This is a genomic window from Burkholderia stagnalis (assembly GCF_039848545.1).
Taxonomy (GTDB): Bacteria; Pseudomonadota; Gammaproteobacteria; order Burkholderiales; family Burkholderiaceae; genus Burkholderia; species Burkholderia stagnalis.
In genome coordinates this window covers 2012040-2035074 of record NZ_CP156685.1, presented here as the reverse complement: position 1 = coordinate 2035074, position 23035 = coordinate 2012040, and the positions used below count along the sequence as shown (strand labels likewise).

The window sequence follows — 23035 nt, the reverse complement described above, 5'->3', positions numbered from 1 at the left end:
ACGGCCGGACGCCGCCCGAGCACGCCCCGGCGGCACGCGGTCACGCCGCTCGCAGCACCTCCGCCGCGTGATACGACGAACGCACGAGCGGGCCGGCCACCACCTCCCTGAAACCGCACGACAGCGCCTCGTCGCGCCACGCGGCAAACGCGTCCGGGCTCACGTAGCGGCGCACCGGCAGGTGATGCGCGGACGGCGCGAGATACTGGCCGAGCGTCAGCACGTCGACGCCGTGCATGCGCAGGTCGCGCAGCGTATCGCGCACTTCGTCGTCGCGTTCCCCGAGCCCGAGCATCAAGCCCGACTTCGTCACGAGCGCCGGATGCGCGGCTTTCGCACGCGCCAGCAGCGCGAGCGAGCCGCGGTAGTCGGCGCCCGGCCGCGCCGCGCGGTACAGCGACGGCACCGTCTCGACGTTGTGGTTGAACACGTCCGGCCAGGCGGCCGACAGCGCATCGAGCGCGCGGTCGACACGGCCGCGGAAATCCGGCGTCAGCACCTCGACGCCAATGCCCGGCACCCGCGCGCGCGCCGCCGCGATGCAGGCGGCGAAATGCGCGGCGCCGCCGTCGCGCAAGTCGTCGCGGTCGACCGACGTGATCACGACGTAGCGCAGCCCGAGCGCGGCGACCGCGTCGGCGAGCCGCGCGGGCTCGTCGGGGTCGAGCGGCGCCGGACGGCCATGCGCGACGTCGCAGAACGGGCAGCGCCGCGTGCACAGCCCGCCCATGATCATGAAGGTCGCGGTGCGCTGCGCGAAGCACTCGCCGATGTTCGGACACATCGCCTCCTCGCAGACCGAATGCAGCCGATGCTCGCGCAGCACCGCCGCCATCGCGGCGACGCTGTCGCTCATCATCGGCCGCGCACGCAGCCACGCCGGCTTCGGCAACGCGGCGCCGGCCGCCGGCTCGACGCGCACCGGAATGCGCGCGAGCTTGTCGCGGCTGCGCGCGCCCGGCTGGCCGAGCGCCGTCAGGCTGGGACGTTCGAGCGCGGCCGTCATCGTCAGCCTCCGAGAAAGGCGACGATCAGGCGGTTCACGTCGGCGGCCGCCTCCATCTGCACCATGTGTCCGCGGCCCGCCAGCACCTCGGCGCGCACGCCGCCCGGCAGCCCCTGCGCGTGCCGCGCGGGGATCACCTGGTCGCGCTCGCCCCAGATCACCAGCGTGCGCGGTGCGAGCGCGGCGAGCCGGTCGCGGAACACGCGCCGCTGCGTCGCGCCGTCGAACGCGGACGACGCGATCTTCTCGAGCGCCGCCTGCACGCCTTCGAGCCGCTTGTACTTGACGAGATCCTCGACGAGCTGCCGCGTGACGAGCGCGCCGTCCGCGAACAGCTTGCCGAGATGCGGCTTCAGCGTATTGCGGCTGTTGCCGGCGACGAAGCCGTCGATATAGTCGCGATCGATGTCGGGGCCGAGGCCCGCGCTCGCGATCAGCGTGAGCGACGCGACGCGCGCCGGTGCGCGCTCGGCCGCCGTCATTGCGACCGCGCCGCCCATCGAGTGGCCGATCAGGTGCGCACGTTCGATGTGCTGCGCATCGAGCAGCGCCAGCACCGCGTCGGCCAGCTCGTCGAGGCTGCCCGAGTCGACCGCCTTGCCCGACTCGCCGTGGCCCGGCAGGTCGAGCGCCCAGACCGGCCGGTGCGCGGCAAGCTCCGCGTGATTGAACAGCCAGTTGTTCAGGTCGCCGCCGAAGCCGTGGATCAGCACCGCGGGCGTGCCCGCGCCGTCGCCGAGCTTCAGGAAGCGGACCGTGCGCCCGCCGATCTGCGCCTTCTCGGGCTGCGGGCCGGCCGCGTCGTCGGCGGCCGCGCTCGGCGTGAAATCGCGCTGGAACGCGGCGATCGCCGCGTCGATATCCGCGTCGCTCGCCTGCTCCGCCGCGACGACGCCGAGCAGCGCGCCGACCGGCAGCGTGTCGCCCTCCTGCGCGACCTGCCGGCGCAGCGTGCCGTCGAACGCGCATTCGACGCCCGACGAGATCTTGTCGGTCTCGACGTCGAGCACCTCGTCGCCCTTGCTCACCCGCTCGCCGACGGCCTTCAGCCAGCCGTTGACCTGCCCCTGCTCCATCGACAGCCCCCACTTGGGCATCGTGATCATGTGAATCGACATCGTGTCAGCTCCTCGTCTTCAGCACCGCCTGCGCGATCGCGTCGGCGGACGGGATGTACAGGTCTTCGAGCACGCCCGCGAACGGCGCCGGCGTGTGCGGCGCGGTCACGCGCTCGATCGGCGCCTTCAGCGACCGGAACGCGCGCTGCGCGACCAGCGCGGCGATGTCGGTGGCGATCGAGCAGCGCGGATTCGCCTCGTCGACCACCACCACGCGCCCGGTGCGCGCCGCGCTCTCGAGAATCGCCTCCTCGTCGAGCGGCGACGTGGTGCGCAGGTCGATCACGTCGACGTGGATGCCGTCCTTCGCGAGCTTCGCGGCCGCGTCCGTCGCGACGTGCACCATGCGTCCGTAGGTGACGATCGTCGCGTCGTCGCCTTCGCGCACGATGCTCGCCTCGCCGAACGGGATCGCATAGGACTCCTCGGGCACATCGCCTTCGCGCGTGTACAGCAGCTTGTGTTCGAGGAAGATCACCGGATCGTCGTCGCGGATCGCCTGGATCAGCAGGCCCTTCGCGTCGTACGGCGTCGCCGGGCACACGACCTTCAGGCCCGGGATGTGCGTAAAAAGCGACGTCAGCATCTGCGAATGCTGCGCGGCCGCGCGCAGGCCCGCGCCGTACATCGCGCGGATCACGACCGGCGTCACGGCCTTGCCGCCGAACATGTAGCGGAATTTCGCCGCCTGGTTGAAGATCTGGTCGAAGCACACGCCCATGAAATCGATGAACATCAGCTCCGCGACCGGCCGCATCCCGCACGCGGCCGCGCCCACCGCCGCGCCGATGTAGCCGCCCTCCGACAGCGGCGTGTCGAGCACGCGCCCCGGGAACTTGTGGAACAGCCCCTTCGTCACGCCGAGCACGCCGCCCCACGCGTCGTCCTCGCCGGGCGCGCCCGCGCCGCCCGCGTTGTCCTCGCCCATCACGATCACGCGGTCGTCGCGCGCCATCTCCTGGGCGAGCGCTTCGTTGATCGCCTGCGAATAAGTGATCTTCCTTGCCATGTCTGTCTCCTGGAATCCGGTCTGTCAGTCGTGGTGCGCGGCGCTCACGGGTACGACACGTACACGTCGGTCAGCAGGTCGGATGCGTCCGGCAGCGGCGCCGCCTTCGCCGCGGCGACCGCGTCGTCGATCAGCCGCTTCACCTGCGCGTCGACCGTGCGCAGTTCGTCGGCCGTGAGCACCTCGGCGCGCACGACGCGCGCTTCGAAATGCTTCAGGCAATCCTTCTCGTCGCGCAGCTTCTGCACCTCGCCGGGCGCGCGATAGGTTTGCGCGTCGCCCTCGAAGTGCCCGAAATAGCGCGAGAACTTCACCTCGACGAGCGTCGGGCCGCCGCCGCCGCGCGCGCGCTCGACCGCCTCGCCGAGCGCCTCGTGCACCGCGAAGAAATCGAAGCCGTCGACGATCACGCCGGGCATCCCGAAGCCGTTCGCGCGATCCGCGATGTTGTCGGTCGCAACCGACCAGCTCGACGACGTCGCTTCCGCATAGCCGTTGTTCTCGGCGACGAAGATCGCCGGCAGCCGCCACACCGATGCGAGGTTCATCGATTCGAAGATCACGCCCTGGTTCGACGCGCCGTCGCCGAAGAAGCACACGCCGACGCCGCCGGTGTTCCGGTGCTTCGCGGCGAGCGCCGCGCCGCACACGAGCGGCCCGCCCGCGCCGACGATCCCGTTCGCGCCGAGCATGCCCATCGACAGGTCGGCGATGTGCATCGAGCCGCCCTTGCCGTGGCACACGCCCGTCTTCTTGCCGTAGATCTCGGCCATCATCCCGTGCACGTCGACGCCCTTCGCGATGCAGTGGCCGTGGCCGCGGTGCGTCGTCGCGACGTAGTCGGCGACGCCGAGGTGCAGCATCGTGCCGACCGCGGACGCCTCCTCGCCCGCGTACAGGTGCACGAAGCCGGGAATCTCGCCGGTCGCGAACTCGACGTGCAGCCGCTCCTCGAATTCGCGGATCGTGCGCATCAGCCGGTACGCGTCCAGCAGCGTGTCCCTGCCGAGCTGAGTCGAAACGGTCATGTCTGTCTCCTTGATTCATCGTTGAAATGCCGCCGTGCGACGGAGCGCGGCGGCGCTGTGCTGCATGGGTTCAGCGCCGTTGCGGCGCGGCCGGCGGATCGCGGCCGGATGTCGTCATCGCCTTCATCGCCTTCATCGCGGCTCTCCTGCGCGGTCAGCGCGGCCACGCGCGCGAGCCCGCATCGCGCAGCAGCTGGCGCGACGCCGCGTAGCGCAGCGTGCGGCCGACGTCGACCGTCAGCGGCCCGCGCCAGTCGAGCGCAATCTCGTAGCGTTCGCCGCGCGCGACCTCGATCTCGCGTTCACCGTCGAACGCGAGCGTGCCGTGCTCGAACGGAATCGGCTGCCAGGCGCCGGGCTCGAGCCGTTCGCAGCTGCGCATCAGGACGCGGTCGACGCGGCCCGGTGCGATCGGCGCGACGAGCGGCGTGCCGTCGGCCCGGCCCGGCGCGGCAAAGCGCATCGCAAGGCCGTGCGGCGCGCTGCGCTCGAGCGGCGCCCATGCGCCGCCGAGCGCCGACAGGCCGATGCCGTCGGGTTCCGCGAACGTCAGGTAAAGGGTGTCGATGTCGGCGGGCCCGGAAATCGCCCGGGCGCCGATGAAACGCTGGCGCGCCGCGCAGACGTCGACGAGCGCGATGTCCTCACGGCCCGCCTGCGCGCCGGCCGCGCAGCGCACGACGAGCCGCTTGTTGCGCGCGAACGCGACGTCGGCCGGCACCGCGCCGGTCGCGGCAAGCCCCGCCGCGATGCCGGCGACGGTCGCCTCGCGATGTTCCGGAAACGCATTGTTGGTGCCGGTGGACAGCGCGACGAGCGGCGTCGCGCCGCAGTGCGCGGCCACCGCGCGATGAGTGCCGTCGCCGCCGAGCACGACGATCAGTGCGACCTCCATCCGGTGCATCCACGCCGCGCCCACATGCGTATCGGCGACGCTGTCCGTGATCGGCAGATCGGCGAATTCGACTTCGGGCCAGCGCTCATGCGGCGCGACGGCCCGATGCGTGTCGAGCGCGCGCAGCAGCAGCGTCGCGATGCCGGTGCGGTCGCGCAGCGTCAGCACGCGCTCGACGCCGGCCGCGCCGAGGCCAGCCAGCAGGCGCACGACCATGTTCGCCTTCTCCGCGGTCGGGAACACCGACGCGTGCGTCGTGAGGCGGCGGATGTCGCGTCCCGATGCGGGATTCGCGATCACGCCGACGGTAATGGGGGTCGTCACGGGCTTGTCTCCTGTCCCATGCAGGACGTCCGCCGCCATCGTGGGCTGCGGATCGTCGTCGCCGGCACGGATGCGCCGGTCCTGCCCGGGATATCTGCAAGCGCCGTGCCATCGCGCTTGCAACGTGCATCGATCGCGCGCAGACGTCGGCGTGGCGGGCCAGCGGGCGACCGGCACGCGGCGCACCGACGCGATCGCGCGATGCGCGATGGCCCGCGTGTCTCACGCATCGGCATGCGCCCCCGATTGCCATCGCACTTGCGCCGCCAGCCGCCACGCCCCCGCCGACCCGCATGCGATCAGGCGCGGCGCGGCCCGCGCCGCTCCGGCTCACGCACGCGGCGCATGCCGTCGCGCGTCTCATCCGCCCGAGATGCCGGTGAGACGAACGTCTCACGCGTGTTTCGTGCTGCGATGCAATGTGATCGGCCGGCACGGATGTGCTACAAAACCGTCGAATCCCCTGCCGTACGGAGCCGGAGCCGACCATGCCCTACGCCGTTCCCCAGACCCGGCACGCCGACCGGGTGCTCGGTGCGCTCGCCGGACGCCTGCCCGCGCCGGCCGATTCGTCGCGCCTCGTGTCGTCGTGGCAGCGCTCGCTCGAGCGCTACCGGCTCGATCCGGCGTCGTCGATCGGGCCGCGCGTGCTGACCGCCGCGGCGCTGCGCGAGGTGCGCGACAAGGAAGAGGCGTTCCTGCGCGCGTCGGGACAGTGCCTGACGCGCCTGCACGACATGATCCGCGTCGCCGACTACTGCGTGATGCTGACCGACGCGCACGGCGTGACGATCGACTACCGGATCGACCGCGAGCGCCGCGCCGACTTCCGTCATGCGGGGCTGCACATCGGCTCGTGCTGGTCGGAGAGCGAGGAAGGCACCTGCGGCGTCGCGAGCGTGCTGACGGATCTCGCGCCGATCACCGTGCACAAGACCGATCATTTCCGCGCGGCATTCACGACGCTCACCTGCAGCGCCGCACCGATCTTCGCGCCGACGGGCGAGCTGATCGGCGTGCTCGATGCGTCCGCGGTGCAGTCGCCGGACAGCCGCGACAGCCAGCGCCTCGTCTACCAGCTCGTGCGACAGCACGCGGCGCTGATCGAGGATGGCTACTTCCTGCACAGCCTGGCGCAGCACTGGATATTGTTCGGTCATCCGAACCGTCACTACGTCGAGGCGCAGCCCGAATGGCTGATCGCGTTCGACGCGTGCGGCAACATCGTCGCCGCGAACCGCCACGCGCGCGACGCACTGCCCGAGCTGCGCGAACCGCGCCACATCGACGAGATCTTCGATTCGGCCGACCTGCCGCTGCGGGACGCCGCGCAGCTCGACGCGATCGTCGCGCTGCGGCTGCGCGCGACGGGCGCGCCGCTCTATGCGCGCTTGCGCGCGCCGCTGCGGGGCAGCGCGCGCGACACGGCCGGCGCCGCGTCGCGCCGGCCTGGCACGGCCGCCGAGCGCCACGTCGGCGCGCTGACGCCGTTCCTGCACAGCAGCGACGCGCGCATCGCGCGGCACGCGGCGCTCGCGCTGCGTGTCGCGAGCAAGCGGCTGCCGATTCTGGTGCTCGGCGAAACGGGCGCGGGCAAGGAAGTGTTCGCGCGTGCGATCCACGACGCGGGGGCGCGGCGCACGCGGCCGTTCGTCGCAGTCAATTGCGGCGCGCTGCCGGAAGCGCTGATCGAAAGCGAGCTGTTCGGCTATGCGGCCGGCGCGTTCACCGGCGCGCGCAAGCACGGCGCGCGCGGCAAGCTCGCGCTCGCGGACGGCGGCACGCTGTTCCTCGACGAAATCGGTGACATGCCGCTGTCGTTGCAGACCCGCCTGCTGCGCGTGCTCGCCGACGGCGAGGTCGTGCCGCTCGGCAGCGATACGCCGGTGCGCGTCGACCTCGACGTGATCTGCGCAACGCATCGCGATCTCGCGCAGATGGTCGCGGCCGGCGCGTTCCGCGAGGATTTGTATTACCGGCTGAGCGGCGCGGTATTCGACCTGCCGCCGCTGCGCGAACGGGCCGACATCCGCGACGTGATCGCCGCGGTGTTCGCCGAGGAAGCGCACGCGACGGGGCACGTGCTGACGCTCGACGCCGCGCTCGCCGAGCAGCTCGCCTCGTACGCGTGGCCCGGCAACGTGCGGCAATTGCGCAACGCGCTGCGCTATGCGTGCGCGGTATGCGACGCGGCGCGCGTGACGCTGCGCGACCTGCCGGCCGACCTCGCCGCGCGGCTCGCGCCGGGCGCGGCCGGCGCGCTGCGCGACGACGAGCGCGGCCGCATCGTCGCCGCGCTGACCGCGCACCGCTGGCGGCCCGATGCGGCGGCCGAGGCGCTCGGCATCTCGCGCGCGACGCTGTACCGGCGCATCGCAAAGCACCGGATCGTCGCGCCGCATCGCGCGTGACGACCGGCTCCGTTCATGCGGCGTGCGCGTCCGGCTGCGCATCGCGCTGCCGGAACACCTCGTGCGCGGCGAACAACGCGTTCAGCGCGGCCGGAAAGCCTGCGTAGACGGCCATCTGCATGAACACCTCGACGATCTCGTCGCGCGTGCAGCCGACGTTCAGCGCCGCCTCGATGTGCACCTTCAATTGCGGCTGCGCGTTGCCGAGCGCCGCGAGCGCGGCGATCGTCGCGATCTCGCGCGCCTTCAGGTCGAGCTGCGGCCGGCTGTAGACGTCGCCGAACGCGAACTCGATCAGCAGCCGGCCAAAATCCGGCGCGATCGGCTCGAGCGCCGCGATCACGCGTTCGCCCGCCGCGCCGTCGATTTCCTTCAGTTTGTTCCAGCCGCGCGTATAGCGGTCTTCAGCGAGTCGTTCCATGGCGTGTGTCCTGTTCCGGTTGAGAGGATGTCGACTGTCGCCCCGCTTCGCGCTCCGCCGTCTCGTAATAGGCGATCTTCTCGCCGATCACATCGAGGCTCGCCTGCAGTTCCGCGATATGCGCGCGCACCGCGTCGCGGTGCGCGACGAGCAGTTCGCGCCGCGCGCCGAGCGTCGGCTCGCCTTGCGCGCGCAGTGCCGCGAACTGCTGCATCTGCGCGATCGGCATGCCGGTCGCCTTCAGGCGCATCACGAAGCGCAGCCAGTCGAGGTCCATCGGCGCGTAGAGCCGGTGTCCGGCCTGCGTGCGCACGATTGCACGCAGCAGGCCGGCCTGTTCGTAGTAGCGCAACGTGTGCGTCGACACGCCCATCAGTTCGGCGACCTGGCCGATCGTCAGTGCGCCGGCGGCGGAAGATTTCGATTCGGGTGACATGACATGCTCGAGGTTAGGACTTAGAGCTCACTCTAAGTCAACGGCTTTTTGCTGGCCAGCGCGAATCGGCGCGGAGATTCCGTCAAACATCGTCAAAACCGCTGCCTGACGCGGCCTGTACCCTTTACAGCGGCGCACGCGTTCAGCAAGATTGGGACAGCCTGTCTTAAAAAGGGCACGCATTTGTCCTATGCTTAACGGCGACACCCGGCCTCGCGCCATCCGTCGTCCGTTGCAACAGCCATTCATCCGTCAGAACCAGGGAGCCTTTGCCATGCTGAAGAAGCTGCTGATGCTGTTCGTCGCGCTATCGCTGTCGCTGACCGCGGCCTTCGCCGCGGCCGTCGAGGTCAACACGGCCGACCAGGCCGCGCTCGAAGCCGTCAAGGGCCTCGGGCCCGTGAAGTCGAAGGCGATCATCGACGAGCGCACGAAGAACGGCCCGTTCAAGGATGCCGACGATCTCGCGAACCGCGTGAAGGGGCTCGGCACGAAATCGGTCGCGCACCTCGAGGAAAACGGCCTGACGATCGGCGGCTCGTCGACCCCGCCGAAGGGCGTGAAGGCATCGAAGCCGGCCGCGACCACCGGCACGGCAGCCCCGGCGACGAAGCCGGCCACGACGGCCCCGGCGACGACCGGCGCCGCGACCACCCCGCCGGCCGCGACGACGGCACCGGCCGCCAGCGCACCGGAAGCGGCGTCGAAGCCGGCCAAGACCAAGCGTGCGTCGAAGAAGGGCAAGGCCGCTTCGGCGCCGGCCGCGGACACAAGCGCGAGCGCCAGCGCGCCGGCCGATGCGTCGGCCGCGAAGGCGACGAAGGGCTCGAAGAAGAAGAGCAAGAGGGACAAGGCTGCCTCCGCCGCCGCGGCGTCGGGCGCCTGAGGTGCGCCGCGCGCGCTGCGCGCGGCATCGTCAAACGGGCGCCGCCGACGCGGCGCCCTTTCAGTGAAGGTGAAGAATCATGGGTCTACTCGACATCGTCGGCGGTCTGATCGGCGGCCAGGCAGGCGGCAACTCGCAAAGCGCGCTGCTCATGGCGGCGCTCGAATTCGTCAATAACCAGCCGGGCGGCCTGAACGGCCTGATCGAGAAGTTCAAGGCCGGCGGCGCCGGCGACATCATCGGCTCGTGGGTCGGCACCGGCGAGAACCAGCCGATCTCGCCCGACACGCTGCAGAACGTGCTCGGCTCCGACGCGGTCGGCGCGCTGGCGAGCAAGGTCGGCATCGACCCCGGCCAGGTGTCGGGCATCCTCGCGCAAGTGCTGCCGCACGTGATCAACGGCGCGACGCCGAACGGCGAAGTGCCGGCAGGCGGCCAGCTCGACACGTCGAACGTGCTCGGCACGCTGACGCAGCTCGCCGGCATGTTCGGCGGCAACAAGCAGGGCTGAGCCCCGGCGCGCATCTGGCGCGCCAGATAAAAAAACACCCCGCCTCCCGGCGGGGTGTTTGCTTTTGGCGGCCCGGCATCCCGCGCCGGGCCCCTGCGCGCGCTCAGTGGACGACGCGGTCGAACACGAACTGGCCGTCCTGCACATCGACCGGAATCACGTCCTTCGGGCCGAAACGGCCCGCGAGGATCAGCTTCGCGACCGGGTTCTCGATCTCCTGCTGGATCGCGCGCTTCAGCGGCCGCGCACCGAACAGCGGATCGTAGCCGACCTTGCCGATCTGCTCGAGCGCGGCTTCCGACACGTCGAGCGCCATGTCGAGCTTCGCGAGCCGGTCGTGCAGGCGCGCGAGCTGGATCTTCGCGATCGACTGGATGTTGCTGCGGTCGAGCGCGTGGAACACGACGACGTCGTCGATCCGGTTCAGGAACTCGGGGCGGAAATGCTGCTTCACCTCGAGCCACACCGCGTCCTTGATCTCGTCCTGCGGTGCGCCCGTCATCGCCTGGATCACCTGCGAGCCGAGGTTCGACGTCATCACGATGACCGTGTTCTTGAAGTCGACCGTGCGGCCCTGCCCGTCCGTCATGCGGCCGTCGTCGAGCACCTGCAGCAGCACGTTGAACACGTCCGGATGCGCCTTCTCGATCTCGTCGAGCAGGATCACGCTGTACGGCTTGCGGCGCACGGCTTCCGTCAGGTAGCCGCCCTCCTCGTAGCCGACGTAGCCCGGCGGCGCGCCGATCAGCCGCGCGACGCTGTGCTTCTCCATGAACTCGCTCATGTCGATGCGGATCAGGTGCTCCTCGGAATCGAACAGGAACCCCGCGAGCGCCTTGCACAGCTCGGTCTTGCCGACACCCGTCGGGCCGAGGAACAGGAACGACCCGTACGGTCGGTTCGGATCGGCGAGGCCCGCGCGCGAACGGCGGATCGCGTCGGCGACCGCGTCGATCGCCTCGTTCTGGCCGACCACGCGCTCGTGCAGCTTCTCCTCGATGTGCAGCAGCTTTTCACGCTCGCCCTGCATCATCCGCGACACCGGGATGCCGGTCGCGCGCGACACGACTTCCGCGATTTCCTCGGCGCCCACCTGCGTGCGCAGCAGGCGCGGCCGCGTCGGGCTGTGCTGCTCCTTCTCCTCGGCCTGCGTGACCTGCTTGAGCTGCGCCTCGAGCTGCGGCAGCTTGCCGTACTGCAGCTCGGCGACTTTCTCGAGCTTGCCTTCGCGCTGCAGGCGCGCGATGTCGGCGCGCACCTTCTCGATCTCTTCCTTCAGCTGCGCGCTGCCCTGCACCGCGGCCTTCTCGACGGTCCAGATCTCCTCGAGGTCCGCATACTCGCGGCCGAGGCGCTCGATCTCTTCCTCGATCAGCTGCAGGCGCTTCTGCGACGCTTCGTCCTGCTCCTTCTTCACGGCCTCGCGCTCGATCTTCAGCTGGATCAGCCGGCGGTCGAGCTTGTCCATCTCTTCGGGCTTCGAATCGATTTCCATCTTGATCTTCGAGGCGGCCTCGTCGATCAGGTCGATCGCCTTGTCCGGCAGGAAGCGGTCCGTGATGTAGCGATGCGACAGCTCGGCCGCGGCGACGATCGCCGGGTCGGTGATGTCGACGCCGTGGTGCAGCTCGTACTTCTCCTGCAGCCCGCGCAGGATCGCGATGGTCGCCTCGACGCTCGGCTCGTCGACCAGCACCTTCTGGAAGCGGCGCTCGAGCGCGGCGTCCTTCTCGATGTACTTGCGGTATTCGTCGAGCGTGGTCGCGCCGATGCAGTGCAGTTCGCCGCGCGACAGCGCCGGCTTCAGCATGTTGCCCGCATCCATCGCGCCTTCGGCCTTGCCCGCGCCGACCATCGTGTGGATTTCATCGATGAAGACGATCGTCTGCCCTTCGTCCTTCGCGATGTCGTTGAGCACCGCCTTCAGGCGCTCCTCGAACTCGCCGCGATACTTCGCGCCCGCGAGCAGCGCCGCCATGTCGAGCGACAGCACGCGCTTGCCCTTCAGCGTCTCCGGCACCTCGCCGTTGACGATCCGCTGCGCGAGGCCTTCGACGATCGCGGTCTTGCCGACGCCCGGCTCGCCGATCAGCACCGGGTTGTTCTTGGTGCGGCGCTGCAGGATCTGGATCGAGCGGCGGATTTCGTCGTCGCGGCCGATCACCGGGTCGAGCTTGCCCGCGCGGGCGCGCTCGGTCAGGTCGACCGTGTACTTCTTCAGCGCTTCGCGCTGGCTTTCGGCATCCTGGCTATGCACCTGCGAGCCGCCGCGCACCGCGGCGATCGCGGCTTCGAGCGCCTTGCGCGTGAGGCCGTGCTGGCGCGCGAGCTTGCCCGCTTCGCCCTTGTCGTCGGCCACCACGAGCAGGAACATCTCGCTCGCGATGAACGTGTCGTTGAGCTTCTGCGCTTCCTTGTCCGCCTGGTTCAGCAGGCCGACCAGCTCGCGGCCGATCTGGATGTCGCCGCCCGTGCCCGTCACTTGCGGCAGGCGCGAGATCGCCTCGTTCAGCGCGCCCTGCAGCGCCTGCACGTGAACGCCCGCGCGCGACATCAGCGAGCGAGCGGAACCGTCGTGCTGCGCGATCAGCGCGGCCAGCACGTGGACGGGTTCGATGTATTGATTGTCGCGGCCTGCCGCGAGACTTTGCGCGTCCGAGAGCGCTTCCTGGAATTTGGTGGTGAGCTTGTCGATTCTCATGTAGAGACCTCCAATTTTCGAATAACACCAAATTGAGGATGGTTATGCGGCTTTCAAGCGATTTCGTGTCGATTCAGCGCAAAAATGTTGCGGGAGCGGCGCAGCGTGCGAGCCGGCGGCCTGGGCGGCGAGGTGGTCAGCCTTCGAGCGGCGACGGTTCGGCAGGCGACGTGGCCCGCACGACGGCGATCGGCTGGATGCCGAGCAGCGCCGCGAGCGGCGCCGCGGGCTGGGCGAGCTCGCCGAGCGTGTGCCGGTCCAGCTCCGTGAAGAATGCGTCGCGCGCCGCCGCCAGCACGCCCTTCAGGCGACACTGCGGCTCGATGACGCAGGCCCTCGGCGCTTCGCCGCCGGCAAAGCAGCCGACCAGCGCAAAATCGTTCTCGGTCTCGCGCACGACCTGGCCGACCGTCAGGCGCGTCGACTCCGGAAACAGCCGCAGCCCGCCATTGCGGCCGCGCACGGTGTCGACCCACCCGAGCTCGCCCAGGCGCTGCACGACCTTCATCAGATGGTTCTTCGAGATGCCGTAGGCATCCGAGATCTCCTGGATCGTCGCAAGACCTTCACCCCGCACGGCGAGGTAAAGCATGACTCTCAGCGAGTAGTCGGTGTAGTCGGTGAGTCTCATGGGCGAAAGAACAGTCGTTGATGATCCTGCACGGATGGGACGGGCGGCGGGCGCGCGCCCTGCGCGGAGCCCGCGGGCTGGCCGGCATGCGGCGCCGGTTGCCGGGACAGCCGCCGCGCAATAAGATGCAGGGCATTCGCACGTTTATCGAGGGGTTGGCCGACGCTATTGTGCGTCAAAATCATGCCGGCGTCCCGCCCTTTGCCCGGCCCCTATTTCCATCATGACCGCCACGCCTACCCTGCCCGACGCCGCGCCGAACCGGCCCCGCGACACGGAACCGACCGAAGACAACATCCGCGCACTCGTCTACGCGTTCTACGACCGCGTGCGCGCCGACCCGCTGCTCGGCCCCGTATTCGATGCCAGGCTGGCCGGCCGCTGGGACGACCACCTGCCGAAGATGGTGACGTTCTGGTCGAGCCTCGTGCTCGGCACCAAGGGCTACCGCGGCAACGTGCAGCAGGCGCACCAGCCGCTCGACGGCGTCGAGCCCGCGCATTTCAGCCGCTGGCTCGCGCTGTTCCTGAACACGGTCGATGCGCGCTACACGCCGCCCGCGGCGGTTCGCTTCATGGAGCCGGCGCTGCGGATCGCGCAAAGCCTGCAGCTGAGCCGCTTCGGCTGGGATTACCGGATTCCGCCCGAGCAGCAGGCGCTGCTCGACGCCGTCGCGCCGCGCCGCCGCGATCCGGGCGACGACGTCGCCCACCTGCCGTCGCGTGCGCGCGGCGAGCCGTTCCCGGCGAAGATCATCGGGCGCAATCCGGCCGACGAATAAGCCGCGCTCAGCGCGGCGCGTTGCCCGATTCGACGCCCCAGCGCGCGAGCGCGGCGTCGTCGGTGCTGCGGGCGTCGACCCAGCGCTCGCCGTCGGGCGTCGTTTCCTTCTTCCAGAACGGCGCCTGGGTCTTCAGGTAGTCCATCACGAACTCGCACGACGCGAACGCGTCGCCGCGATGCGCGGCGACCGTCGCGACCAGCACGATCTGGTCGAGCGGATACAGCTTGCCGACGCGGTGCACGATTGCGACGTCGATGCCCGGCCAGCGCCGGCATGCGTCGTCGGCAATCGCGTCGAGCGCCTTCTCGGTCATCCCCGGATAGTGCTCGAGCTCCAACGCGGCGACCTCGTCGCCGTCGTTCAGGTCACGCACCGTGCCGACGAAGCACGCGATCGCGCCGATCTTCGGATTGCGCGCGCGCAGCGCCGCCACCTCGGCGTTCAGATCGAAGTCTTCGGCCTGGACTCTCACCGTCGCCATCGCGCCCCCTTAGCCGCCCGTCACCGGCGGGAAAAACGCGACCTCGCAGCCGTCGGTGATCCGCGTGCCGGCATCGGTCATCTCGTGATTGCAGGCCATGCGCAGCGCGCGGCCTTCCGCGAGCGTGTCGGCCCACGCGCCGCCGCGCAGGCGCAGCCACGCGCGCACGTCGCCGACGGTCGTCACGCCGTCCGGCACGTCGGCCTGTTCATCGGCCACGCCCAGCGCCTCGCGCACGCTGGCAAAGAATTTCAGTTGAATCTTCATGTCGGGAAGCCGCCGGATTACGACAGCAGTTCGGAAAACGGAATGAAACGCACGGTCTCGCCCGCGCTGATCGCATGGTGCGGCGGATTGTCGATCAGGCCGTCGCCCCAGACCGTCGATGTGAGCACCGCCGAACTCTGGTTCGGGAACAGGTCGAGGCCGCCGGCCGCGTTCACGCGCGCGCGCAGGAATTCGTTGCGCCGGTCGCCCTTGCCCTGCGAGAAATCGGCGCGCAGCGACAGCGCGCGCGGTGCGACGTCGCGCACGCCGGACAGGCGCAGCAGGAACGGCCGGACGAACAGCAGGAACGTGACGAAGCTCGACACCGGATTGCCCGGCAGCCCGATGAAATGCGCGTCGGCACGGCCGTCGCCGCGGCGGATCGCGCCGAACGCGAGCGGCTTGCCCGGCTTCATCGCGATCTGCCACAGCGCGAGCCGCCCTTCGGCCTCGACCGCGGGCTTCACGTGGTCCTCGTCGCCCACCGACACGCCGCCGCTCGTCAGGATCACGTCGTGGTCGCGCGCGGCCTCGCGCAGCGTGTCGCGCGTCGCGGCGAGCGAATCCGGCACGATCCCGTAATCGGTCACGTGGCAGCCGAGCCGCTCGAGCAGCCCGCGCAGCGTGAAGCGGTTCGAGTTGTAGATCGCGCCCGGCTTGAGCGGCTCGCCGGGCATCGTCAGCTCGTCGCCGGTGAAGAACACCGCGACGCGGATCCGCCGCGCGACCGACAGCTGCGCGCAGCCGACCGACGCGGCCAGCCCGAGCGCCTGCGGCCCCAGCCGCGTGCCGGCCGGCAGGATCACCGAGCCGCGCCGGATGTCCGCGCCCTGCGCGGTGATCCATTCGCCGGCCTTCGGCGTATGGAGGATCTCGACCGCGTCGCCGTCGAGTTCGGCCTGCTCCTGCATCACGACGGCGTCGGCGCCGGGCGGCACCGTCGCGCCGGTGAAGATGCGCGCCGCCGTGCCGGCGGCGAGCGGCGCGGCCGGATGGCCGGCCGGAATGCGCTGCGACACCGGCAGGCGCCGGTCGCCGTGCATCAGGTCGGCCACGCGCACCGCGTAGCCGTCCATCGCGCTGGTATGCATCGGCGGCACGTCGAGCGGCGATTCGACGTCGGCGGCCAGCACGCGCCCGAGCGCGTCGAGGGTGGCGACGGCTTCGGCGCCGGGCAGCGGCGTCGCGGCGTCGAGCAGCGCGCCGAGCGCTTCGGCGGTCGACAGCATCGGCGCGCGCGGCGCCGCGGGGTTCGGATTCGACATCGATTGAATCGGGGATCGTTGGGTGCAATACACCATTGTAGCGACGCCGCCGCGCGGGCGCGCGATATGGCGGGCATGCGGGAACTGTGATCGGCGCGCATGCGCGGCACTGGCACTTGTTTCGCGCGCTGCCCGGCGGCAGGCCCGGGCGGCAGCCACCAAGCAAAACGGCCGGAACCCCGATCCGTTCGACGAATCGGCGTTCCGGCCGTCCGGCGTTGCCGGGCACGCGGCCCGGCAACGCGTCACGCGCCCGTATGCACGGCGATGAAGTCCTTGACCTGCTGCGCGTCGGCCTTCACGACCTCGAAGCGCTGCGGCAGCGCCTCGAGCCCGTCGAACGCGGCCGGCCGCTCCGGCTCGCGATCGAGCGCTTCGCGGATCGTCTCCCCGAACTTGATCGGCTGCGCCGTCTCGAGCACCACCATCGGCACGCCGGCCTCGAGATGCTCGCGCGCGACCTTCACGCCGTCGGCGGTGTGCGTATCGATCGTCGTCGCATAGCGCGCGAACACGTCGCGGATCGTCGCGATCCGGTCCGCATGGTTGCTGCTGCCCGACACGAACCCGAATTCCGCGACGCGCGCGAAATCGCCGCTCGCCGTCAGGTCGAAGCCGCCCTTTTCCTCGACGTCGCGGAACAGCTGCATCACGCGCGCCGGATCGCGGCCGAGCAGGTCGAACACGAAGCGCTCGAAGTTCGACGCCTTCGAGATGTCCATGCTCGGGCTGCTCGTATGGTAAGTGTGCTCGGCGCTGCGCACGCGGTACGCGCCGGTGCGGAAGAACTCGTCGAGCACGTCGTTCTCGTTGGTCGCGACGACGAGCTTCGCGATCGGCAGGCCCATCATCCGCGCGATGTGGCCCGCGCACACGTTGCCGAAGTTGCCCGACGGCACCGTGAACGACACGCGCTCGTCGTTGCTCTTCGTCGCGGCGAAATAGCCCTTGAAGTAGTAGACGACCTGCGCGACGACGCGCGCCCAGTTGATCGAGTTGACCGTGCCGATCTTGTGCTTCGCCTTGAACGCGTGATCGTTGGACACGGCCTTCACGATGTCCTGGCAGTCGTCGAACACGCCTTCGACCGCGAGGTTGAAGATGTTCGGATCCTGCAGGCTGAACATCTGGGCCGTCTGGAACGCGCTCATCTTCTTGTGCGGCGACAGCATGAACACGCGCACGCCGGCCTTGCCGCGCATCGCGTATTCGGCCGCGCTGCCGGTGTCGCCCGACGTCGCGCCGAGGATGTTCAACGCCTGGCCGTGCTTCGCGAGCGTGTACTCGAACAGGTTGCCGAGCAGCTGCATCGCCATGTCCTTGAACGCGAGCGTCGGGCCGTTCGACAGCTCGAGCAGCGAGATCGGCGCACCGTTCTCGGTGCCGAGCGTCTTCAGCGGCGTGATGTCGGCCGCGTTCTCGCCGTGGCGCGTATTGCGATAGACATCGGCCGTGTAGGTGCGGCGCGTGATCGCGCGCAGGTCGTCGGCCGGGATGTCGTCGCTGAACTTCGACAGGATCTCGAACGCGAGATCCGCATACGGCAGCGTGCGCCAGCGCGCGAGCTCGTCGGCGGACACCTTCGGATACTCGGCCGGCAGGTAGAGCCCGCCGTCCTTCGCGAGGCCGCCGAGCAGGATGTCGGAGAACGTGTGGCGCTCGCCGATGCCGGCGCCGCGCGTGGAGATGTAGTTCATGTGTTCCGCTCCAGTCCTCAGTTCAGTGCTTCCATGCGCAGCTTCGTCACCTTCGACACGACCGTCGCGAGATCCTCGATCCGCGCGATCGCGGCGTTCACGTTCTTCTCGATGGTCACGTGCGTGATCAGGATGATGTCGGTCTCGCCGTTCGCGTCGTCGACCTCCTCCGATTCCTTCTGCAGCAGCGCGTCGATCGAGATGCCCGAATCGGCGAGGATGCGCGTGATGTCGGCGAGCACGCCGGTCTGGTCGGCCACGCGCAGGCGCAGGTAGTAGCCGCTCGTCACTTCTTCGATCGGCAGGATCGGCGTGTTCGACAGGCTGTCCGGCTGGAACGCGAGATGCGGCACGCGGTGCTCGGGGTCGGCCGTGTGCAGGCGGGTGACGTCGACGAGATCCGCGACGACCGCCGACGCGGTCGGTTCCGCGCCCGCGCCCTTGCCGTAGTACAGCGTCGTACCGACCGCGTCGCCGTGCACGACGACCGCGTTCATCGCGCCCTCGACGTTCGCGAGCAGGCGCTTCTCGGGGATCAGCGTCGGGTGCACGCGCAGCTCGATGCCGCGCTCGGTGCGGCGCGTGATGCCGAGCAGCTTGATCCGGTAGCCGAGCTCTTCCGCATAGCGGATGTCGGTCGCATCGAGCTTGCTGATGCCTTCGACGTACGCGCGGTCGAACTGCACCGGCACGCCGAACGCGATCGCGCTCATGATCGTCGCCTTGTGCGCGGCGTCGACGCCTTCGATGTCGAAGGTCGGATCGGCTTCCGCGTAGCCGAGCGCCTGCGCGGCCTTCAGCGCGGTCGCGAAATCGAGGCCGCGGTCGCGCATCTCCGACAGGATGTAGTTGGTCGTGCCGTTGATGATGCCGGCGATGTACTGGATGCGGTTCGCCGTCAGGCCTTCGCGCAGCGCCTTGATGATCGGGATGCCGCCCGCGACGGCCGCCTCGAACGCGACCATCACGCCCTTCTCGCGCGCGGCCTCGAAGATCTCGGTGCCGTGCACCGCGAGCAGCGCCTTGTTGGCGGTCACGACGTGCTTGCCGTTCGCGATCGCGCGCAGCACGAGCTCGCGCGCGATGCCCGTGCCGCCGATCATCTCGGCGACGATCGAGATCGACGGATCGTCGACCACCGAATTGAAATCATCGGTGATCTGCGCGCTGCCGGCGTCGCCGGCGAGGGCGGCCTGCGCCTTGGCCGGGCTGCGCACCGCGATGCGCGACACCTCGATGCCGCGCCCTGCGCGCCGCTTGATTTCTTCCTGGTTGCGGCGCAGCACCGTGAAGGTGCCGCTGCCCACCGTGCCGAAGCCCAACAGGCCAACTTTGATCGGTTCCATGCTGCGTGTGATCGATGAGTAAAAAGTGAATAGGTGGCTGGAGCTCGCCCCGGCTCAGACCGAATGACGCTTGCGATAGCCGTCGAGGAAACGGGCGATCCGGTTGATCGAATCGGTCAGGTCGTCGAGGTTCGGCAGGAACACGACTCGGAAATGATCCGGCGTCGGCCAGTTGAAGCCCGTGCCCTGCACGAGCAGCACGCGCTCCTCGAGCAGCAGGTCGAGAATGAACTGCTGGTCGTTCTGGATCGGATAGAGCTTGGGGTCGAGCCGCGGGAACATGTAGAGCGCGGCCTGCGGCTTCACGCAGGTCACGCCCGGAATCGACGTGAGCATGTCGTACGCGAGATCGCGCTGCTTGAACAGGCGGCCCGACGGCACGAGCAGCTCGTTGATGCTCTGGTAGCCGCCGAGCGCCGTCTGGATCGCGAACTGCCCCGGCACGTTCGCGCACAGGCGCATCGACGACAGGATGCCGAGCCCCTCGAGGTAGTCCTTCGCGCGCCGGCGGTTGTCGCCGCCGAGGCCCGACACGGCCATCCAGCCCGCGCGGTAGCCGCACGAGCGATAGCTCTTCGACAGGCTGTTGAACGACACGGTGATCACGTCCTCCGACAGCGAGCCCATTGCCGTATGCTCGCGGCCGTCGTAGACGATCTTGTCGTAGACCTCGTCGGCGAACACGATCAGGCCGTGCTGGCGCGCGATCTCGAGCAGATCGCGCAGCAATTCGTCGGAATAAAGCGCGCCCGTCGGGTTGTTCGGGTTGATCACGACGATCGCCTTCGTGTTCGGCGTGATCTTGCGGCGGATGTCGTCGAGATCGGGCATCCACGCGTTCTGCTCGTCGCAGATGTAGTGCACCGGCGTGCCGCCGGACAGGCTGACCGCCGCCGTCCACAGCGGATAGTCGGGCGCCGGCAGCAGCACCTCGTCGCCGTCGTTCAGCAGCGCCTGGGTCGCCATCACGATCAGCTCGGACGCGCCGTTGCCGATGTAGATGTCGTCGAGTCCGACCCCGACCACGCCCTTCTGCTGCGTGTAGTGCATCACCGCCTTGCGCGCCGAGAACACGCCCTTCGAATCGGAATAGCCCGACGACGCCGGCAGGTTGCGGATCATGTCCTGGATGATCTCGTCCGGCGCATCGAAACCGAACGGCGCGAGGTTGCCGATGTTCAGTTTGATGATGCGATGGCCTTCTTCCTCGAGGCGCTTCGCGTGCTCGAGCACCGGGCCACGGATGTCGTAGCAGACGTTGAGCAGCTTGTTCGATTTCTGGATCGGTTTCACGACGACACGGTTCCTGGATAATGCCTGGCGGCCTTGGGGGGACGGGAATCGAAACTGGAGAGCGGCCGGTCTGCGCGCGCTGTCTAGGCTGGACGATTGCAGCGGCCGGGCGCAACTTGTGGCGACGCACGACGCAATTGGCGCCCGGGGGCAGCCAAAAAGTTATAATTTAGCGGATTTTGGCCGACTTTCGCAATGCACCATAGCCGCGCCGGGCCCGCGCCGTCAGGCGCCCCGCGCATCCGGCACGCGAAAATGGCCGCCCGGCCGGGCGGCCCCACCCGGGCGGCCCATCGAATTCCCCTTTCGGAACCGCGGACATACTGATTTGAAACTGCACCAGGACACGAGCGGCGCGCTCAACACCATCACCGGCTATGGCCCCGATTACGTCGACATCAATCTCGAGCGTCACGAACAGAGTGTCATCGTGCTGCCCGGCGCGCCGGTGCAGGCGTGGCCCGTGTCGTCGTTCGACGCGCTCGCGCCCGAGCATTTCGCGGCGCTGCTCGAGCCGGCGCCGGAAGTCGTGATCTTCGGCAGCGGCGCCCGCCTGCGCTTCCCGCACCCGCGCCTGCTCGCGGCGCTCGCCGCGCGCCGCATCGGCGTCGAGACGATGGACTTCCAGGCCGCCTGCCGCACCTACAACATCCTGATGGCCGAAGGCCGCAAAGTCGCCGCCGCGCTCTTAATTGAACGTTAATCGCCGATAAGGTAAAACCCTTGCCGGCGCACCGGGCCACGCCAGGCCGGGCCCGATCCCCGGTCCGGCACGTGCCCCGTCGCCAGCCGCCGGGGGCACACCACAACAACCAACAGGCTGAAATTCCATGAACGATACGCCGTCGAGGCTACCGCTCAACCGCACCGCGCTCGTCCTCCTGATCCTCGCGCTCGCGGTCATCTGGTTCGTGCCGCTCGGCATGCGCCACCTGATTCCCAGCGACGAAGGCCGCTACGCCGAGATGGCGCGCGAGATGTTCGTCACCGGCGACTGGATCACGCCGCGCTACAACGGCTACAAGTATTTCGAGAAGCCGCCGCTGCAGACCTGGCTCAACGCGCTCACGTTCGCGTGGTTCGGCGTCGGCGAGTGGCAGGCGCGGCTCTACACGGCGCTTGCGAGCTTCGCGGGCGTGCTGCTCGTCGGCTTCACCGGCGCGCGCCTGTTCAACCCGCTGTCCGGCTTCCTCGCCGCCGTCGTGCTCGCGAGCGCGCCGTACTGGAACCTGATGGGCCACTTCAACGCGCTCGACATGGGCCTCGCGTTCTGGATGACGGCCACGCTGTGCGCGCTGCTGCTCGCGCAGCGCCCCGGGCTGCGCCCCGCCGCCGCGCGCGGCTGGATGTGGGCCTGCTGGGCCGCGATGGCGTTCGCGGTGCTGTCGAAGGGGCTCGTCGGCGTGATCCTGCCCGGCGCCGTGCTGGTGCTCTATACGGCGATCGCGCGCGACTGGGCGCTGTGGAAGCGCCTGTACCTCGTCAGCGGGCTCGTGATCTTCTTCGCGATCGTCACGCCGTGGTTCGTGCTCGTGCAGCAGCGCAACCCGGAATTCTTCAACTTCTTCTTCATCGTCCAGCAGTTCCGCCGCTACCTGACGCCGGAGCAGAACCGCCCCGGCGCGTTCTATTACTTCGCGCCGGTGCTGCTGGTCGGCTTCCTGCCGTGGCTGTCGGTTGCGTGGCAGAGCGTGCGCCATGCGCTGCGCATGCCGCGCCAGCCGAACGGCTTCGCGCCGATGCTCGTGCTGCTGATCTGGAGCGCATTCATCTTCCTGTTCTTCAGCGCGTCGCACTCGAAGCTGATCTCGTACGTGCTGCCGGTCGCGCCGGCGCTCGCGCTGGTGATCGGCGCGTACCTGCCGCTCGTGTCGGCCGACCGGTTCCGCCGGCATCTGCTCGGCTATCTCGTGTTCCTCGTCGTCGCGGCGTTCGGCATCATCTTCCTCGCGCACCAGGGCGACGCCCGCACGCCGAACGCGCAGTACCGCGCGTTCCAGATGTGGCTGTACGGGGGCCTCGCGATCGCGGCCGCACTGACGCTCGCCGCGGCGTGGCTGAACCGCCATGCGCGCGCCGGCGTCACGGCGGCGATCACCGCGTTCGCCGCGGCGTGGCTCGCGTTCGGCACGATCGGCGGCACGGGCCACGACGAATTCGGGCGCTACAGCTCGGGCGCGCTGCTCGCGCCCGCCGTGCGCGCCGAGCTCTCGAAGCTGCCGGCCGACACGCCGTTCTACTCGATCGAGATGCTCGACCACACCTTCCCGTTCTACGTCGGCCACACGACGATCATGGTCGCGCGCCAGGACGAACTCGCGTTCGGCATCTCGGTCGAGCCGGACAAATGGATCCCGACCGTCGACCAGTGGATCGCCCGCTGGAAACAGGAGCGCTACGCGCTCGCGATCATGCCGACGGGCCAGTTCGACGCGCTCGTCAAGCAAGGCGTGCCGATGCGCGTGGTCGCGCGCGACAACCGCCGCGTGATCGTCGAAAAGCCGCAATCGTAAGGACGCCAACCC

The 23035-nt window shown here is 69.4% G+C and carries 21 protein-coding genes; 6 read left to right on the top strand and 15 right to left on the bottom strand.

Annotated elements, in window-relative coordinates; genetic code table 11:
• Positions 1-40: 40 nt before the first annotated feature.
• The 5 genes from lipA to ABFO07_RS09560 all read right to left on the bottom strand — a co-directional run bounded on the left by lipA (position 41) and on the right by ABFO07_RS09560 (position 5380).
• Positions 41-1006 (bottom strand): lipoyl synthase, encoded by a 966-nt coding sequence (gene lipA, locus ABFO07_RS09580; protein ID WP_059959064.1) that lies wholly within the window; start codon positions 1004-1006, stop codon positions 41-43.
• A 2-nt stretch (positions 1007-1008) separates the two neighbouring features.
• On the bottom strand, positions 1009-2124 hold the full coding sequence (locus ABFO07_RS09575) for an acetoin dehydrogenase dihydrolipoyllysine-residue acetyltransferase subunit (protein ID WP_059567254.1): 1116 nt from the start codon (positions 2122-2124) through the stop codon (positions 1009-1011).
• 4 nt (positions 2125-2128) lie between these two features.
• Positions 2129-3133 (bottom strand): alpha-ketoacid dehydrogenase subunit beta, encoded by a 1005-nt coding sequence (locus ABFO07_RS09570; RefSeq protein ID WP_059987261.1) that lies wholly within the window; start codon positions 3131-3133, stop codon positions 2129-2131.
• Positions 3134-3177: 44 nt separating this feature from the next.
• Positions 3178-4161 carry a thiamine pyrophosphate-dependent dehydrogenase E1 component subunit alpha gene (locus ABFO07_RS09565; protein WP_059567259.1) on the bottom strand — a complete coding sequence of 328 codons (984 nt, stop codon included), beginning with the start codon at positions 4159-4161 and terminating at the stop codon, positions 3178-3180.
• 154 nt (positions 4162-4315) lie between these two features.
• Positions 4316-5380: an ATP-NAD kinase family protein gene (locus tag ABFO07_RS09560; RefSeq protein ID WP_060149897.1), complete on the bottom strand. Its 1065-nt coding sequence runs from the start codon at positions 5378-5380 to the stop codon at positions 4316-4318.
• Between the two features lie 488 nt (positions 5381-5868).
• Between ABFO07_RS09560 and ABFO07_RS09555 the strand changes: the two genes are divergently transcribed.
• Positions 5869-7791 (top strand): sigma-54-dependent Fis family transcriptional regulator, encoded by a 1923-nt coding sequence (locus ABFO07_RS09555; RefSeq protein ID WP_059809415.1) that lies wholly within the window; start codon positions 5869-5871, stop codon positions 7789-7791.
• Between the two features lie 13 nt (positions 7792-7804).
• Here ABFO07_RS09555 and ABFO07_RS09550 read toward each other — a convergent pair whose 3' ends face one another.
• Positions 7805-8212 (bottom strand): carboxymuconolactone decarboxylase family protein, encoded by a 408-nt coding sequence (locus ABFO07_RS09550; protein ID WP_059567262.1) that lies wholly within the window; start codon positions 8210-8212, stop codon positions 7805-7807.
• Complete coding sequence (locus ABFO07_RS09545; protein WP_059809418.1) at positions 8196-8648, bottom strand: MerR family transcriptional regulator; 453 nt, start codon at positions 8646-8648, stop codon at positions 8196-8198. The genes ABFO07_RS09550 and ABFO07_RS09545 overlap by 17 nt, the downstream gene beginning before the upstream one ends.
• Positions 8649-8922: 274 nt before the next feature.
• Here ABFO07_RS09545 and ABFO07_RS09540 point away from each other — a divergent pair, with 274 nt between their 5' ends.
• Together ABFO07_RS09540 and ABFO07_RS09535 are read left to right on the top strand one after the other, a co-directional pair.
• Positions 8923-9534, top strand: a complete 612-nt coding sequence (locus tag ABFO07_RS09540) for a ComEA family DNA-binding protein (protein ID WP_060149896.1) — start codon at positions 8923-8925, stop codon at positions 9532-9534.
• Positions 9535-9613: 79 nt separating this feature from the next.
• The gene (locus ABFO07_RS09535; RefSeq protein ID WP_059567268.1) at positions 9614-10045 is read left to right on the top strand and encodes a YidB family protein; all 432 of its coding nucleotides are present in this window, start codon (positions 9614-9616) and stop codon (positions 10043-10045) included.
• Between the two features lie 103 nt (positions 10046-10148).
• Here ABFO07_RS09535 and clpB read toward each other — a convergent pair whose 3' ends face one another.
• Together clpB and ABFO07_RS09525 are read right to left on the bottom strand one after the other, a co-directional pair.
• Positions 10149-12746 carry an ATP-dependent chaperone ClpB gene (gene clpB, locus ABFO07_RS09530; RefSeq protein ID WP_059987263.1) on the bottom strand — a complete coding sequence of 866 codons (2598 nt, stop codon included), beginning with the start codon at positions 12744-12746 and terminating at the stop codon, positions 10149-10151.
• Positions 12747-12882: 136 nt separating this feature from the next.
• Positions 12883-13377, bottom strand: coding sequence for an Rrf2 family transcriptional regulator (locus tag ABFO07_RS09525; RefSeq protein WP_059882726.1), 495 nt, complete (start codon positions 13375-13377; stop codon positions 12883-12885).
• A gap of 223 nt (positions 13378-13600) precedes the next feature.
• On the opposite strand from ABFO07_RS09525, the gene ABFO07_RS09520 reads away from it, so the two are divergent.
• A complete protein-coding gene (locus ABFO07_RS09520) occupies positions 13601-14158 on the top strand; it encodes a group III truncated hemoglobin (RefSeq protein WP_059987266.1) in 558 nt (185 codons plus the stop codon).
• 7 nt (positions 14159-14165) lie between these two features.
• On the opposite strand, the gene moaE is transcribed toward ABFO07_RS09520, so the two are convergent.
• The 6 genes from moaE to ABFO07_RS09490 form a co-directional block, all read right to left on the bottom strand.
• Positions 14166-14642 carry a molybdopterin synthase catalytic subunit MoaE gene (gene moaE / locus ABFO07_RS09515; protein WP_017332257.1) on the bottom strand — a complete coding sequence of 159 codons (477 nt, stop codon included), beginning with the start codon at positions 14640-14642 and terminating at the stop codon, positions 14166-14168.
• Between the two features lie 9 nt (positions 14643-14651).
• Positions 14652-14909, bottom strand: a complete 258-nt coding sequence (moaD, locus tag ABFO07_RS09510) for a molybdopterin converting factor subunit 1 (RefSeq protein WP_059809433.1) — start codon at positions 14907-14909, stop codon at positions 14652-14654.
• Positions 14910-14926: 17 nt separating this feature from the next.
• A complete protein-coding gene (locus tag ABFO07_RS09505) occupies positions 14927-16174 on the bottom strand; it encodes a molybdopterin molybdotransferase MoeA (RefSeq protein ID WP_059567278.1) in 1248 nt (415 codons plus the stop codon).
• 245 nt (positions 16175-16419) lie between these two features.
• The gene (thrC, locus tag ABFO07_RS09500) at positions 16420-17871 is read right to left on the bottom strand and encodes a threonine synthase (RefSeq protein WP_059567280.1); all 1452 of its coding nucleotides are present in this window, start codon (positions 17869-17871) and stop codon (positions 16420-16422) included.
• A 17-nt stretch (positions 17872-17888) separates the two neighbouring features.
• Positions 17889-19217: a homoserine dehydrogenase gene (locus ABFO07_RS09495; RefSeq protein WP_059567282.1), complete on the bottom strand. Its 1329-nt coding sequence runs from the start codon at positions 19215-19217 to the stop codon at positions 17889-17891.
• A gap of 54 nt (positions 19218-19271) precedes the next feature.
• On the bottom strand, positions 19272-20510 hold the full coding sequence (locus ABFO07_RS09490) for a pyridoxal phosphate-dependent aminotransferase (RefSeq protein ID WP_059882731.1): 1239 nt from the start codon (positions 20508-20510) through the stop codon (positions 19272-19274).
• Between the two features lie 328 nt (positions 20511-20838).
• Between ABFO07_RS09490 and ABFO07_RS09485 the strand changes: the two genes are divergently transcribed.
• Together ABFO07_RS09485 and ABFO07_RS09480 are read left to right on the top strand one after the other, a co-directional pair.
• Positions 20839-21213 carry an Mth938-like domain-containing protein gene (locus ABFO07_RS09485; protein ID WP_059567286.1) on the top strand — a complete coding sequence of 125 codons (375 nt, stop codon included), beginning with the start codon at positions 20839-20841 and terminating at the stop codon, positions 21211-21213.
• 127 nt (positions 21214-21340) lie between these two features.
• Positions 21341-23023, top strand: coding sequence for a glycosyltransferase family 39 protein (locus ABFO07_RS09480; RefSeq protein WP_060149894.1), 1683 nt, complete (start codon positions 21341-21343; stop codon positions 23021-23023).
• The last annotated feature ends 12 nt before the right edge of the window (positions 23024-23035 follow it).

What these genes read in the sequence shown, in the direction of transcription:
- lipA (WP_059959064.1), bottom strand. Translation starts at nt 1,006, where the DNA reads ATGACGGCCGCGCTCGAACGTCCCAGCCTGACGGCGCTCGGCCAGCCG.
- ABFO07_RS09575 (WP_059567254.1), bottom strand. Translation starts at nt 2,124, where the DNA reads ATGTCGATTCACATGATCACGATGCCCAAGTGGGGGCTGTCGATGGAG.
- ABFO07_RS09570 (WP_059987261.1), bottom strand. Translation starts at nt 3,133, where the DNA reads ATGGCAAGGAAGATCACTTATTCGCAGGCGATCAACGAAGCGCTCGCC.
- ABFO07_RS09565 (WP_059567259.1), bottom strand. Translation starts at nt 4,161, where the DNA reads ATGACCGTTTCGACTCAGCTCGGCAGGGACACGCTGCTGGACGCGTAC.
- ABFO07_RS09555 (WP_059809415.1), top strand. Translation starts at nt 5,869, where the DNA reads ATGCCCTACGCCGTTCCCCAGACCCGGCACGCCGACCGGGTGCTCGGT.
- ABFO07_RS09550 (WP_059567262.1), bottom strand. Translation starts at nt 8,212, where the DNA reads ATGGAACGACTCGCTGAAGACCGCTATACGCGCGGCTGGAACAAACTG.
- ABFO07_RS09545 (WP_059809418.1), bottom strand. Translation starts at nt 8,648, where the DNA reads ATGTCACCCGAATCGAAATCTTCCGCCGCCGGCGCACTGACGATCGGC.
- ABFO07_RS09540 (WP_060149896.1), top strand. Translation starts at nt 8,923, where the DNA reads ATGCTGAAGAAGCTGCTGATGCTGTTCGTCGCGCTATCGCTGTCGCTG.
- ABFO07_RS09535 (WP_059567268.1), top strand. Translation starts at nt 9,614, where the DNA reads ATGGGTCTACTCGACATCGTCGGCGGTCTGATCGGCGGCCAGGCAGGC.
- clpB (WP_059987263.1), bottom strand. Translation starts at nt 12,746, where the DNA reads ATGAGAATCGACAAGCTCACCACCAAATTCCAGGAAGCGCTCTCGGAC.
- ABFO07_RS09525 (WP_059882726.1), bottom strand. Translation starts at nt 13,377, where the DNA reads ATGAGACTCACCGACTACACCGACTACTCGCTGAGAGTCATGCTTTAC.
- ABFO07_RS09520 (WP_059987266.1), top strand. Translation starts at nt 13,601, where the DNA reads ATGACCGCCACGCCTACCCTGCCCGACGCCGCGCCGAACCGGCCCCGC.
- moaE (WP_017332257.1), bottom strand. Translation starts at nt 14,642, where the DNA reads ATGGCGACGGTGAGAGTCCAGGCCGAAGACTTCGATCTGAACGCCGAG.
- moaD (WP_059809433.1), bottom strand. Translation starts at nt 14,909, where the DNA reads ATGAAGATTCAACTGAAATTCTTTGCCAGCGTGCGCGAGGCGCTGGGC.
- ABFO07_RS09505 (WP_059567278.1), bottom strand. Translation starts at nt 16,174, where the DNA reads ATGTCGAATCCGAACCCCGCGGCGCCGCGCGCGCCGATGCTGTCGACC.
- thrC (WP_059567280.1), bottom strand. Translation starts at nt 17,871, where the DNA reads ATGAACTACATCTCCACGCGCGGCGCCGGCATCGGCGAGCGCCACACG.
- ABFO07_RS09495 (WP_059567282.1), bottom strand. Translation starts at nt 19,217, where the DNA reads ATGGAACCGATCAAAGTTGGCCTGTTGGGCTTCGGCACGGTGGGCAGC.
- ABFO07_RS09480 (WP_060149894.1), top strand. Translation starts at nt 21,341, where the DNA reads ATGAACGATACGCCGTCGAGGCTACCGCTCAACCGCACCGCGCTCGTC.